Below are 14447 nucleotides of genomic sequence, written 5' to 3'. Positions count from 1 at the left end.
AAGCGATAGCGTAATGCGCCGAATGATTAAAGGCCAACATACGGCGCAATACGGCTACGCCTATTTGACGCCCTACCAATTTCAACTTACGGCGTTGCTGATTGAGCCATAGGCTTCGCTTCTTACCTGACGGGTCACTGAGAACTATCTGTTCAAATTTGTATCTTTGTTCATCTGCTCTTCGGCTGCCGCATAAAGTTTTTGAAAAACTTTGTTTAACGCTTCTAACCGAGCTTCGTTCTGCCCGGTGTTCCGGTTCGCGTACATATATGGGCGAATTGCTTTGTACTCGCCACTATCTTGCGCAAATCCGTATAAATAGCCATTGTTGATGTCCAAAAGGGACGCCTCGTATATGGAATACGAGTCTCGGTGATGTCCCGGAGCCAGCCACATTCCGACGATGGATATATTCAATACGCTTAATGGGTTTACGTATGAATCAGTATCCGTATTATCGTTAATAAACAAGACGGCATCGGCTCCCATTCTTGCGCCGGCTAGGCGAGATTCGTTGGAGAAGCATCCGCCTTCGCTTTGATAGCCGCAATTTGATATTAAGGAATGAGGGACGATTTCAAAGCTTTTAACAAAGCCTAAAGTCTTAAATTTTTCGCCCCACGACTTTATAGCCTCTTGCTCCTCTTTTGAAATTTCCGATCTACGGCGGTTTGCTGGTACTACGGCGATTTTTAATGGGACAGTTGCCTGTGGGCGCAAACTCCTAATCTCTTCCACAGTTTTTGCGGTGGAAAACTGAGTTTTCGGAACATCTACAATCGATTGTTCCAGGCGAGGGCGCATATCGGTTGCGGAACAAGCTGTAACAAGTGCAGTTAATGTAAAAACCAAGGCCTTTTTCATAATTCCTCCATAAACAACGTTGCAGCTTGAGAGCTTGTAGATACCGATTAGCACAGCGTAATCGGGCGTATGTTCAAACTAAATCTCTCGTTCCTCCGAATACGCTTCACTATTCGGAGCTACATCAAAATTCTGAACAATCCCCCAAAATCTTTCACAGTCGGGACGGTGTTGATTCCCCTATGCGGCGCCGAGCACCGGAGCTTTTGGACGGACAAATCGGCAGGATAGCCGATTTGCATGCGCAGCACCCGAAGGGCGAGGTACATGGATGTACCGAGTGAGCAGCCCGCTAGGGGCGATGCAGGGATGCATCGCGTTGCCGAAGGGGCAGGGAGCCCCTTTCGGCGACCCCGTTCAAAAGCTTCGGAGCGCAGGAAACAAGCGGCATTCGGGTGTCTTTTCTTTTGGATACTTTTCTTTGGACAAGCACAAATTCGTACGGAACGAATTTGAACAGCCGGCAGGCTGGCCCGCAGGGCGAAAACCAAGGATGGTTTTCGTAGCGAAAGTATCTCTGCTGTCGGGCCGAGACCCGACTTAAAAACACCTGTCGCGATAGCGACACATAATCTTACCCAGCCGAATAAACCGGAAACCTAGCACACAACAAATGCACTTTCTCCCTAACCGCATCAATCACACTCTCATCCTCCAGATTATCCATCACATCGCACATCCATTCCGCCACTTGGCGAACTTCGTCTTCCTTGAAGCCGCGCGAGGTGGGGGCAGGGGTGCCAACGCGGATGCCACTGGTGACGAAAGGCGATTGCGGGTCGTTGGGAACGGCGTTTTTGTTGACGGTGATGTGCGCTCGGCCCAAGGCGGCGTCGGCGGCCTTGCCGGTGATGCCTTTGGGGATTAATGACACCAGCATCAAATGGTTGTCGGTGCCGCCGGAGACCACGTCAAAGCCGCGTTTGACAAACACTTCGGCCATGGCTCGGGCGTTTTTCACCACTTGTTGTTGGTAGGTTTTAAATTCCGGAGTCAGGGCTTCTTTAAACGCTACGGCCTTGGCGGCGATGACGTGCATCAGCGGTCCACCTTGAATGCCGGGAAAAATGTTGGAGTTGATCTTTTTTTCCAGGTCTGGATTGCTTTTGCACAAAATCAAGCCGCCGCGAGGGCCGCGCAGGGATTTGTGGGTGGTGCTGGTGACCACGTCGGCAATTGGCAGGGGGTTGGGGTACAAACCAGCGGCAACCAAGCCGGCGACATGGGCCATGTCCACCACCAGATAAGCGCCTACCTTATCGGCGATGTCGCGGAAGCGTTGCCAGTCCCAAATGCGCGAATACGCCGAGAACCCTGCGATGATGAGTTTGGGTTTGTGCTCCAAAGCCAGTGCTTCGACTTGCTCGTAATCGATTTCGCCGGTGTCTTTGTTCAAGCCGTACTGGATGGCGTTGTAGATTTTGCCGGAAAAGTTGGGTTTCGCACCGTGGGTTAAATGGCCTCCGTCGGCGAGGCTCAAGCCCAGGATGGTGTCGCCGGGTTGGATTAGCGACATGAACACCGCCATATTGGCTTGTGAACCGGAATGCGGCTGCACATTGGCAAAATCGGCACCGAACAGTTCTTTGGCGCGATCGATCGCTAATTGCTCGACGATGTCAACATATTCGCAACCGCCGTAATAGCGTTTTTCCGGATAACCTTCCGCGTATTTATTGGTCAGTACGGTGCCCTGCGCTTCCAGAACCCGGGGGCTGGCATAGTTTTCCGAGGCGATCAGTTCGATATGGTCTTCCTGGCGTTGGCGTTCTTGTTCCATCGCTTGAAATAGTTCGTCATCAAAGCCTTTGATGGTCATCGATTCGCTAAACATGGGGTCTCCTAAAGTAAGTTCGGGTTATGCGTTGGGATGCAGCAGCAGAATTTGCAAATCGGCGACATTGGTGCCGGTCGCGCCGCTCAGCAGTAAATCGTTAGCGGCTTTGAGGGCCGGATAGGCGTTATTATCGTTCAGCATGGCGTCTGGGTCGAGAGCCGCGTCACGTATGCGCTGCAAACTGTCGTTATCCACGATGCCGCCGGCGGCATCGGTGGGGCCGTCGCGCCCGTCAGTGCCGCCGCTTAAAAACGTCCACGCGTTATTCAGACCATATTTTTCCGCGGCTAGCGCAAAGGCGAGAGCCATTTCCTGATTGCGACCACCTTTGCCGGTTCCTTTCAAGGTAACGGTGGTTTCGCCGCCGGCGACAAGGGCGGTAGGTTGAGCTATGTCCGCCGAAATGGAAAGTGCGTGCTGCACCAGTTGCTCGGCAACCAAACGCGCTTCGCCGCATAGCTGCTTGCTGTAAATTTGGGTTTGGTAACCTAAGTCGGCTGCGGCATTCGCTGCGGCATCTACGCTGGTGGAATTGCTGCCCACCAAGGTGTGGCTGCTATGTTGGAAGAGCGGGTCACCGCTTTTCGGGGTTTCGATTTGTAAGCCTTGCACGCCTTCGTCTAAATGCTTTTGGACGCTAAGCGGTATTTGCTGCCAAATGCCGAAGGATTTGAGTACCGCGACGGCATCTCCGAAAGTCGTATCATCTGGCACGCTGGGGCCACTGGCAATGGCGCTTAAATCGTTATCCAATACGTCGGATAGAATCAGTGCATGCAAATCGGCGGGTGCGGCAAGTCGGGCAAGGCCGCCGCCTTTGAGCTGGGATAAATGTTTACGGACGCAATTGATTTGGTTGATGGTTGCGCCACAGGCCAGCAATAAACGGGTGGTGGCGATTTTATCCGCCAGATTGATGCCGGCGACCGGGTAGGGCAGCAATGCCGAGCCGCCGCCGGAAATCAGCACTAACACCAGTTCCCCGGATTGCGCACTGCTTAAACGATTAGCGATGGTCTTTGCGGCGTGCAAACCGGCAGCGTCCGGCAGCGGATGGCCGGCACCGAATACCTGGCAATTTTCTACGACATCAATGTTGTCGTAATTAGTCACGACAATGCCTTTAGCGGCAAGCCAAGACTCGGGAATAATCGCTTGCGCCGCATCCGCCATTGCGCAAGCGGCTTTGCCGAATGATATTAGATGAATGCATCGCCAGTCGCCGCTGCGGTAGCCGGTTTGTGGCGAGCCGATATGTAATAGTTCGCTATCGGCGTTCAGAAAGTGTTTGACGGCAATATAGGGGTTGGCCGCCGCCACACCCGCTTGAAAAATGGCGGTTGCGTGTTCGCGTAAACTTGGCTCTCTGGTGGGCATATCGATCCGGCAGGACCTTAAGCCATGGCTTTAGCGAGTGCGAAGATAATTTCCGCGTCGAACACCTGCTTGTTGCTTTCAAATAGTTTGGTGATACAGGCGCGGTGCAAGGCCAGTTTTAACGCGCCGAAGCCGATGGCGCCCCAGACGATTTTGCCGTGCCGCTGTTCGCCGCGATCCAGTACATCCGTACCGCCGATTCCGACCGGCGGCGTGGCGTTGGCGTCTGCCATCAATTGCAGATGCGGATTGTTTTGCCAATGTTCCGGCTTTAATAATTGGACGCCGGCAGCACCGGTAGCTAACACGATGTTGGCGTCTTGGATAGCGGCGGCGCGACTGTCGTAATCGGCTGCTTCTACCGGTGTTAGATCTACGCCGAAACGCTCCTTCATCGCGAAGCAGGCTTTTTCCGCGTTAAATATGTGTCGGGACGTGATACTGACTTGCGCGCCTTCCAGTGCCATCATCGCGGCCGCGCGTTGCCCGACCGGGCCGGTGCCGGCCAGAACCACGGCTTTTTTGCCGGCCAGGCTAGCGCTGCTGCCCAGTTTGGCAACGGCGGCGGCGGCTGTGGTATTGCTGCCGTTACTGTCCAGCATCACTGAGACTTGGAAGCCGGGAAAAAAATGCTTCTGCACCGCTATCAGTAAGCGCTGGCCAGCCTCGATATTGCTGCCGCCGATAAAAATCGCAGTATTTTTTTTGTCCTTGGGTGCGCGAGTAAAGATCGTGCCGTCAACCAGGCCACCGACGTTATCGGGGGTAATGTTGCCGTAACCAATGACATGGTCCGCGCCGCCGTCGTAAGCGACTACGGTATCGAAAGCCGAGGGATGGGTATCGGTGTCGAACTGGAATAACAATTTTTTCATTAAGCTACCTGATATAAAAATGGTGGCCTGGTGGGAGAAGGTTAGCCGACGGCATTATACAGAATAATATTTACCTCGCCGCAGAATCCAAACCGGTTTTGGCAAGCTGGAATTAGTGATTGTTTGCTCAAAAACTTTATGTCATATTGGAAAAGCCTGCCGTTGGGTCGGGTGTGGAAGAATCCAATCATTAAAGAGGAACGCAGATGAAAACGCCCGTTGATATTGCTGTAACAGGTGCAGCTGGTCAGATTAGTTATTCCTTGTTATTTCATTTGGCGTCCGGGGAACTGCTGGGACTTGATCAGCCTATCGTGCTGCGTCTGTTGGAAATTCCACCGGCTATGAAGCAGTTACAAGGCGTGGTGATGGAATTGAATGACTGTGCGTTTCCGTTGATCAACAAAATCATCATTACCGACGATCCGAAAGTGGCGTTCGATAACGTCGATTATGCATTTTTGGTGGGTGCAAAACCGCGCGGACCAGGGATGTTGCGTAGCGATTTGTTATTGGATAACGCGCAGATTTTTATCACCCAAGGCCGGGCGCTGAATGAGGTAGCCAGCCGGAATGTCAAGGTGTTAGTGACCGGCAATCCGGCTAATACCAATGCGCTGATTGCCATCAACAATGCACCGGATTTAGCGCCGGAGTGTTTTACGGCGATGACCATGCTCGATCATAAACGCGCGATAAGCCAGGTGGCCGAGAAATGCGGGGTGCTGAGCAGGGACGTAAAAAATGTGGCGGTTTGGGGTAACCATTCCTGCACTCAATATCCTGATTTACATCATGCCAAAGTCAAGGGCATGGATGTGTTGTCTTTGGTTGAGCAATCCTGGTTTGTTGATGAATTTATCCCCACTGTTCAGTACCGAGGTACTGAAATTATCAAGGTACGCGGCCAGTCCAGCGCGGCGTCTGCGGCGCATGCGGCGATTGAGCATATGCGGGTCTGGGCCTTCGGTACCGATCCGGGAGACTGGGTGAGTATGGCGGTGGCATCCGACGGTAGCTATGGCGTTGAGGAAGGATTGGTTTATTCCTTCCCGGTAACGGTGGTGGATGGACAAATCGGCATCGTAAAGGGTTTGGATCTTAACGAGTTCAGCTTGGCAAGATTACGTCAAAACGAAGTAGAGTTAAAAGAAGAACGACAAGCCATCAAACATTTACTCTAATTATCCAAGTGCTGGAGCTCAGCAGCGATTCAGCGCGGCTGGGCTTATCGGGTTCTCCATCTCGCGGTATAGCTAACAACTACCGCGCTATTTTTATTTCTGATTTTTTCTTGTAATTGCGTCGCTAGGTCTCCCGGTTTGCCGATTCATAAGGCGCCGCCATCCGTGGCAGCTTGTTAACGACTGGTAAAAGCACTCTATCCCTCATCCAAAGAAAGGGCATTTTTAGCGCGTTCTTAAAATCTTGAATGGGTTGGGGGCTGTAGTTGATACCCCGCAAATTGCTTGGATGGGGCAGGCAACAAAATAGTGCTTTATTTTTTAGATAAAGCAATAGATGTGCCAATAATCAATCCACATTCGGCGGGGCCTGTCGAGGGTATGAGTAATGCCTAAGTACCGGTTTTGCGGCTTATGCCGCAATGGCAGGGGATATGCCGTATTTTTTGGCGCATTCAGTTTGCGCCACATCGGTAACGGGAAAAAATTCGGCGTGTTGCTGTCTAGATGCGATTGGCTAACGAGCCTCCGGAATTGCCGTGTACGTCTATCCACAAGTACGGCAATTCCAACTGTTCCAGCCAGCTTGGGCCTTGTTCTTCCTTGAGCATGGCGATGGTTGACGCGCTGCCGGCCACTACGCAGAATTCGCCGACGACGCTGACAGATGCCAAATGCCGAACCGGCCAGCCTGTTTTGGGATTAAGAATGTGTCCGTAGCGCTGGCCGTTGACGATAATGCAACGCTCATAGTCCCCACTGCTGGCGACTGCGCCGTTATGTAGTGCCAAAGTACTTGCTAATGCCTGCCTTTGGCGGGGGTGATGGATGCCCACTTGCCAGGCCGCGCCATCCGGTCTTGGGCCTATCAGTTTGATGTCGCCGCCCAGGTTGATAAGGCCGTGGCGAGCGCCGGCATTCTGCGCAATTACCGCAGCCCTGTCTACGGCATATTCTTTGACGATACCGCCAAAATCCAGCTCCATGCCGGCCAGCGGAAACTCCAATAGCGGTGCCTGCCAGCGTAGCTTGTGCCATCCGACTTTTTTCAATAGTGTTTTAATCAGTTGTTCATCCGGCAACTGGCCGGACTCGAAACGCCAAGCCTGCCGTAAAATTCCGGAAGTGATGTCGAACAGGCCGTCGCTTTGTTGATAACAGGTTGCGGCATAATTCAGTAATCCAGCAGTTTCGGCATCGACTGTAATGTGACCGCCTTTGGCTGCCGCCTTATTAATCCTTGATAGCAGACTGTCGGGTTTATAGCGGGAATACAAGCCCTCTAAGCGTTGCACGTCGGCTATTACGATATCGGCAATACGCTTGGCCTGTTTATGCTCAGCGGAAATCAATTGGATCTCGCATTGGGTACCCATAGCCTGGAATGGGAAGCGAAATAAGGATGTTGGGCTCAAGATTAATCTTTGTCGGCTTGAAAGTTATCAACGCTGGCTAATGGGATCTTAACTCCGTATTTTTTTTATTAGAGCCCGGTAAAGCGTTAGAGGCAGTAAGCTGGGTAGAATATATTTTAAGTCGTTCGTACCAAAATACCCCATCCCCAAGGCTTTTCTAAATAAATGATGCGCGCTAGGTAAATCGTTTTTCCAATAAAACTCATAAGCTCTTTGCAATAACTGGCCTTTTGTCAAAAGATCGGTTTTAGCTTTACCCAGGGTTTGCGATATTTCTGGAAAGTCGTGCAGTAAGCCTTTTTGTACGCCCCAATGATTTAGTATTGCCCTAAGTCTGTTGCTGGAAATTTGTTCGCCTTGTTGATGATGATAATAAGCCAGTACTTCAGGAACGCGGACAATATTGGCGAACATTGCAATCCTAATCCACATATCGAAATCTTCCGCGGTTAGCCAGTGTTCGTTAAAACCTCCAACTTGATCGATGGCAAATTTGCGCGTCAACGCGGCGTGAATTGGCCAAGGGCAACTGTGCAACAAAACGGCAAACTTATCATTTTCTTCATAATCAGGCGGAATATAAGGTTGGCATTGTTCGGCATTGAGCCCAATATTTTGCCAGCCGCAGTATGCCAGCACGCAATTCGGATTCTCTTTAAGTTTATGATGAAGCTTTGCCAGAAACTCAGGGTGCCAACTGTCGTCGGAGTCCAGAAAGGCGATGAATTCTCCTGATGCGGCTCCTAATCCTCTATTGCGGGCAGGACCGGGGCCTTTATTCTGTTGGGAAATAATTTTTATATTTTTATATAGCTCTGTTATTTTCTGCAAAACCTCTAGCGAGTTATCCAAGGAGCCGTCGTCAACCACTACCAATTCAAAATTGTCGAAAGTTTGTTGATACAGATTGGCGATGGTTTTTTCAATGATATGTGCCGAGTTATAGCAAGGCATAATCACGGAAATGAGTGGTTTAGCTTGAGATATATCAGTAGTTTGTCGCATGCTGGATTCGCCTGAATCAGGCAGTTGATTGTGCGAAATTCATTTTAAATGAAATTGTGGCAATTCGAGCTTTTATTGGAATATTGCCTTTAGCTGTTGGCGCCATTCCCAGAGAATGCCTTTTATGCGTTGATTTAAGGTTTGCTGTTCAAAGCCTAGCAAACGCAGATGGGCATTATTGATTTGTCCCAATAATCCCGATAGCAGATCAAGTTCTTGATCAGAAATCGCCGCTGGGCCGTATGCCAACGCAGCGTTGGCGATGCTCAGAAATTGCTTGGCGTATTCGTGGCTGGAAAATTTGTCAGCCACAGAGATGCAGGCGTTGGCGGTGAGTTTTCGAGAGAATTTCGGGTCGTCCAGCAGGTGCAAAATGGCTGTGGCGGCGGAACTTTCATCCCCCGGTTCTACCAAAATGCCGTCGTGTCCGTTAACGATGCATTCGCGCAGTCCGGAACACGCCATCGCTACGGGTGGCGTACCCAAAGCCATTGCCTCCAGCGCGGCAATGCCCTGGCCTTCAAAAATTGCCGTGGAGAGAAATATAGAGCTTTGTGCCAGCAGGGCGGCAATGTCATCTCGCGGTCCGAGTATAAATAACTTGTTGTTTAATTGGCCACGTTCTAATTCGTCTTCCAACAAGCGGACAGCCTCCGTCTCCTGTTTTGGGCCGGCGATAACGAAATAGCACTCGGATTTAAGCGGAACGATCTTGGCGGCTACTCTGGCAAAGGCCGCAAAATCCTTTTGCGCGGAGATGCGACCCACGCCGATTACCAATTTTGCATCTGCGGAAAGTCCCAATTCCGCGCGAATATCGGTTGAAGATGCCTTGGCAGAACTACGCAATTCTTCAATGTCGATGCCGTTGTAGAGGGTATTTATTCTGTCTGGCGGCAAATGTTCCGATAGCGATTTACCAACGTCCGCGGATACGCCGATGATGCGGCTGCTCAATTGTTTTAATAGGTGAATATAGCCGCCGACGCCAACGCTGGATTCATAACGGGACAAGTCTTCCGCAAATGGAGCATGAATATGCCAAATGGCAGGAATTCTTTGACGCGCGGCGGCAATACCGGCATGTAGTAAATGACCAGTGTTAATATGAATAATGTCGGGATTTTCCTGGCGTATCAACGTAATTAAACTTTCCAACTGGGAGAAAGAATCTCCGTAAAACTTAAATTGCGCACGCTCTGTTCGGCTTACGCAGCAGGAATATGGGACCAGCCAGTAACGAATCGCTTGAGACTGCAAATATTCAGTGACATTACCAACTTTGGGCACCACCGCGATAGGTTCGACGCCCAGTTTTTTCAATGCAACCATCAATGTACAGGTGGTTTTATCAACCCCGTTTTTTAAATCACTATTATGGAAAATATGTAGAGTTTTCATTTTTTGTGCGGAGAAAAAAAACGAATGACTATGGCCTGATACACACAATAAAATAAAGCCAGCGCTGCATTTAGATAAGCCTTGTTCCGCCAAAAGGTGAGTAAATAAGTTTTCTTGTTGTGTGCGAGTAAGTATCTAAATAATGGTATTCTGATCGCTAAATTGACGCGGTTGAGGTAGAAGCTTTCCAGCGTTGATGCATTGCCTGGGTATACATGTAAATTTTTGTTGAGCCAAGCTGTTGAAAGGGTTTGAGCATAATGCTCAATTTTAGACTTTGACAAATTGTCATGGAATACAAGGTCAGGAAAGTTTGTCATGCCATAATCCAGGTACCAATCGCCAATAGTTTGTTGAAATAAAGGTAATGGGTTGCTATTTAAAGCTATTGCGGGGATGAAATAATTAACAGCTCCATCGATAATATTAAATTCGTTTTTAATGGCTAAATATCTACCCAGTAGTCTGCCGGCCGCTAATCCAATTTCATTTAAATTGCCATTGAAATTATTTAGCAAGCCGCGGTGATGAATGAAATTACTTAGGCGTACGCGATCTTTTCCCAGCAGAGTGCTACGCGTCCACACCGGGCGAAATCGATTGTCCAGGGCCGGCTGGTCATTTTCATCCAATGCGTCGGTAAAATACCGGGTATCCGCCATAAATGAAATACGGGTTTTATGCTGGATTTGGCTATCCAGAGTTTCCAGTAGTACATCCAAATTGAATCTAAAGTTATCTTCCAGATACGCGAAATACGCACCACTAGCCGTGTGTATTGCCGTATGCCAAGCAAGTCCGCCGTCATCGAAAATGCATTCATGCATCGAAAGTAACTGAGCAAAAGGTTTTAGGCTGCAATCGGGGGTGATTGAAACAACAATAATTTCAATCGGAAACTTGGCTTTAGCTTTCAATGTGAGCGCTTGGTGCAGACGCTGATTAAAATCTTCGTTTGCGCTGCTATAAGTGACAAATAGACTTACTGCAATCTGATCGTCGGGGCGGATGGCAAGTTTATCGCAATACAGGGCAGGATCTACCCTCTTGTAACCCCGATATGCGTCCACCAATGTCGCCAGCCAAGGCTTATTGTTGGCGATCAATTGTTCGCGCAAGGATTCACAACATTGATCCGGCTTTTTCAACCACAAGACCAACGCCTTGTTTAAACGATCTTCTTGGGTGTCGTCGGGGAGATTTAGCCAGGTGCGATACAACAAAGACGGTTCGCGCTCGGGCAGTAGTTGTCTGATTCTCTCGTCTTGCCATGTGCCGGTTGGAAAAGACTGAACAATCGATTTTGCTATGGTCTCAGCCCGCTGAGGATCGTTCAATAGCAGTTGTTTAAACCCTGTATCTCGAACATCGGCAACCGAGGCGGCTTGGGCGCATGCTTTGTGGTGCGTGGTGCTGGCCGGATTTAAGCGCCAGATGAACAAAATTTCCGGCAGATTGGCGAACCGGCATCCCGCCAATTGCATGCGCATAAATAAGTCGTAGTCAGGCACCAGGCAACTGCGGTCTACGGAGTATCCGCCCACTTTTTCCAATGCGTGTCGTCTAATCATCGTGGTTGGATGATGCAGCGAAAAAAAAGCGTACATCAACACCGAAATTCTCTCCGAGTCAGTCGGGTGCGTATCGATGCCGATATCTCGACCGTCGGCGTGCAACATTCGCCATTGGCTACCGACCGCGTCGATGTCCGGATGCTGATCGAGGAACTGTTTCTGTAGCTTTAGTCGATCAGGGAGGGAAATATCGTCCGAGTCCATAATGGCGATATATTCGCCCTGGCTTTCGACAATTCCTCTTTGTGTTGCAGCGCCTATGCCGGCATTGACTTGAGTGATGAGTTTGATGCGAGAATCTTGTTGGGCGAGATTTCTCAAAATCTCCGGGCTGCCGTCGGTGCTGCCATCATCGACAATTACCAATTCAAAATCCGTAAAAGATTGCGACAGAATGCTTTGAATAGCCTCGGTTAAATACCGTTCGGTATTGTAAACAGCCATAATCGCGCTGATAACAGGTGAGGGAGCTAAAGATTGTGCCATATTAGCGTTATCACCAACTACCTTTGCCATTATGATCGAGTATTTCCACCAAGAATTTTATAAATATATTTTATAGCTCGGTAGATGGTCGTAACTTGCAATCTATTAAAGAATCCTTCAAGTTCTGAAATCCTATTATTATGGTTATCAAGTTTTAGTGCTAATGAGGCATTTCTGGCAATAAGATGGAAACATAATTCCAAAGCTGGGTTGGTTTTAACTATGTCATGATGTCTTTCTTGTAATTCAGAGTACAGTTCGATAAATTGGTCGATAAATCTATCCCAAGAAAAGTCTTCTTCAACTCGCTTTCTACCAGCAGCTTTTAGATTGTTAGATAGCTCTTCATTTTCTAAAATAGCAATTGCTTTCTGTGCAATTCCTCGATAATCACCAATATCTACTAGAAACCCATTGAAGCCATCAGTAATGACATCTTCCGAGCCACCACATCGTGTGGAAACTGTGGGGCAACGTGCAGCCAATGCTTCAAGACAAATACCCGCCAATCCTTCAAAAATAGACGTGATGAGTATTACGTCCAATTGTGGCAGTAACGCAGGAATATCTTCCCGTTCACCAAGTATATGAAAATGATTGGCACAGGGGGCACTTGAAATCGTCTCCTTTAATTTGGTTGTTAATGCATGATCGTCAGGAGGTCCGATCATTACAAAATGGACGTGCGGGAATTTTTCAGAAATTATTCTGGCTGCGTATAAAAATGTTAAAGGATCTTTTTGCTCGCATATTCTGCCAACAAAACCAACCAAGCGGGAATTTTCCGAAATATTTAATATATCGCGCAAATCTGAGTCTGGGTTTTCTGCAGCTTTACAATCAAAGTCATGGACATTAAGAGCGTTCAAAATGACTCTAGCAGGGAGGTCCTTGCTTTTTTCAAAAAATTTTAAGGTACGACTGCTCACTCCGACCAATGTATCGCATAGATTGGCATAAAGAGATATTACATTCTCGTTCGATAGAGGGAAAGCTTTTAATAGCGTTGGGGTTGTGTCTATATCAAAATTACTATGTACGTGCCATATATGAGGAATATTGGCTTTATGGGCTGCAAGCGCGCCGTCAAACGGATAGACTGTATGGGTGTGAACTATGTCAATATCTTCGTCCTTGATAATCTGCAAAATTTGTTGCGATCTTTCAATGATCCCTGAAAGGTATTGATTAATGCCAAGTTCGTATTCACCCGGAAATAGAACGGCCGGCACAATTCTAGTTTCTATGCCTATGGCATTTAACCGGGTAACTAATTCTCCTTGCTCCGGCAATACAACGATTGATTGTATGCCTTTTGTTCGATAGGAGTCCGTTATCTGCAATAACAAGCGCTCGACGCCCCCCATCACGGTAGCACCATGCTGAATAAACAAAACCTTTTGCACTTGATGCTTGATAATCATTTTGGTGGCGGATTGATTTTGGAAATATACCAACGTAAAGACGATAAAACCTGATTTGGTATGAGGCTCATTAAAAGAGTAAAAATATTCTCAAATTTGAAGGGGGCTTTAACAAAAGCTTTAAACGAATAGGTGCGGGCTTCCTTGTTGTTGTTTTTTCTGATAAATTCAATAGCTATTTCTCGATAAAGCGCCGAAAGTTGATTGTTGACTCTAGTTTTTCCAATTTCTAGATAAATGTCTGGAAAATCCTGCAAAATACCTTCCAAAACCTTTGCCCGTTTTATATCTTGCAAGTGCCACTTATGGCTTTCATTTTCACCATGAAAACGATAAAGAGCGAAAGTTTTATCAAGATAATCTATAGGAAAAAAGCGCGAAAACCTAAGCCAGTAGTCGTAATCGTCAACACCTGGCACTTCCTCTCGTAAAAAACCAACCGTTTCCATGCATTTTCGTTTAAAACAAACAGTCTGAATAGCAATAGCATTCCAAACGAACAAGCGTTCAAAACAATGACCAGATGCATTGGTTTCCCAGGGATAGAGACTTTTATCAAGCGGGGTAAGCTGGTCGTCAATATATTCAATATTGCCGTGGAGGAAAACAGCTTCAGGGTTTTGCTTAAAATAAGTGATTTGGGATTCAAGCTTATCGGTTAGCCATATATCATCTTGGTCAATAAATCCGATGTATTCGCCTTTTGCCTCCCGCAAGGCTAGGTTGCGCGCTCCAGCGACTCCGCTGTTTTTTTGCTGAAAAAAACGAATTCTGTTGTCTTTTTCTGAAAGCTCTTTAATTATACTAGTACTTTCATCGGTAGAACCGTCATCTACGATTAGTAATTCTAAATTAATATGACTCTGCGTTAATATGGAGTGAACTGCGTCACGTATGAATTTTTTTCCGTTGTATACGGGTAAAATAACACTCGCTAATGGACTTTGAGTTTTCATACGAGATTATAATGTCTTGAGGTATTTTTGAAAAAATATTTATATTTTA

The 14447-nt window shown here is 48.0% G+C and carries 11 protein-coding genes; 1 reads left to right on the top strand and 10 read right to left on the bottom strand.

Translation table 11 applies throughout. The annotated features are described in order from the left end of the window. Positions 1–144 precede the first annotated feature (144 nt). The 4 genes from METH11B_RS0105505 to METH11B_RS0105485 form a co-directional block, all read right to left on the bottom strand. The gene (locus tag METH11B_RS0105505) at positions 145–864 is read right to left on the bottom strand and encodes a hypothetical protein (protein WP_026601165.1); all 720 of its coding nucleotides are present in this window, start codon (positions 862–864) and stop codon (positions 145–147) included. A gap of 574 nt (positions 865–1438) precedes the next feature. After that, on the bottom strand, positions 1439–2698 hold the full coding sequence (gene glyA, locus METH11B_RS0105495; protein WP_026601163.1) for a serine hydroxymethyltransferase: 1260 nt from the start codon (positions 2696–2698) through the stop codon (positions 1439–1441). Positions 2699–2722: 24 nt separating this feature from the next. Continuing rightward, a complete protein-coding gene (locus METH11B_RS0105490) occupies positions 2723–4078 on the bottom strand; it encodes a glycerate kinase type-2 family protein (RefSeq protein ID WP_026601162.1) in 1356 nt (451 codons plus the stop codon). A gap of 17 nt (positions 4079–4095) precedes the next feature. Then, on the bottom strand, positions 4096–4953 hold the full coding sequence (locus tag METH11B_RS0105485) for an NADP-dependent methylenetetrahydromethanopterin/methylenetetrahydrofolate dehydrogenase (protein WP_026601161.1): 858 nt from the start codon (positions 4951–4953) through the stop codon (positions 4096–4098). A 206-nt stretch (positions 4954–5159) separates the two neighbouring features. Between METH11B_RS0105485 and METH11B_RS0105480 the strand changes: the two genes are divergently transcribed. Beyond that, on the top strand, positions 5160–6137 hold the full coding sequence (locus METH11B_RS0105480) for a malate dehydrogenase (RefSeq protein WP_020482279.1): 978 nt from the start codon (positions 5160–5162) through the stop codon (positions 6135–6137). A 503-nt stretch (positions 6138–6640) separates the two neighbouring features. Here the strand turns inward: METH11B_RS0105480 and METH11B_RS0105475 are convergent. The 6 genes from METH11B_RS0105475 to METH11B_RS0105450 form a co-directional block, all read right to left on the bottom strand. Continuing rightward, positions 6641–7513: an FAD:protein FMN transferase gene (locus METH11B_RS0105475; RefSeq protein ID WP_026601160.1), complete on the bottom strand. Its 873-nt coding sequence runs from the start codon at positions 7511–7513 to the stop codon at positions 6641–6643. A gap of 87 nt (positions 7514–7600) precedes the next feature. Beyond that, on the bottom strand, positions 7601–8557 hold the full coding sequence (locus METH11B_RS0105470; RefSeq protein WP_026601159.1) for a glycosyltransferase family 2 protein: 957 nt from the start codon (positions 8555–8557) through the stop codon (positions 7601–7603). 72 nt (positions 8558–8629) lie between these two features. After that, complete coding sequence (locus METH11B_RS0105465) at positions 8630–9958, bottom strand: glycosyltransferase family 4 protein (RefSeq protein WP_026601158.1); 1329 nt, start codon at positions 9956–9958, stop codon at positions 8630–8632. After that, entirely contained in the window at positions 9955–12048 is a 2094-nt protein-coding gene (locus METH11B_RS27645; RefSeq protein WP_081733756.1) for a glycosyltransferase family 2 protein, read from the bottom strand. The genes METH11B_RS0105465 and METH11B_RS27645 overlap by 4 nt, the downstream gene beginning before the upstream one ends. Beyond that, on the bottom strand, positions 12048–13442 hold the full coding sequence (locus METH11B_RS0105455) for a glycosyltransferase family 4 protein (protein ID WP_026601156.1): 1395 nt from the start codon (positions 13440–13442) through the stop codon (positions 12048–12050). Before METH11B_RS0105455 ends, METH11B_RS27645 begins: the two co-directional genes overlap by 1 nt. Beyond that, positions 13439–14398, bottom strand: coding sequence for a glycosyltransferase (locus METH11B_RS0105450; protein ID WP_026601155.1), 960 nt, complete (start codon positions 14396–14398; stop codon positions 13439–13441). The genes METH11B_RS0105455 and METH11B_RS0105450 overlap by 4 nt, the downstream gene beginning before the upstream one ends. Positions 14399–14447 lie beyond the last annotated feature (49 nt).

Source organism: Methylomonas sp. 11b, from assembly GCF_000515215.1.
Taxonomy (GTDB): domain Bacteria; phylum Pseudomonadota; class Gammaproteobacteria; order Methylococcales; family Methylomonadaceae; genus Methylomonas.
The sequence above is the reverse complement of the archived record's forward strand: the minus strand, read 5'-3'. Positions and strand labels throughout refer to the sequence as shown.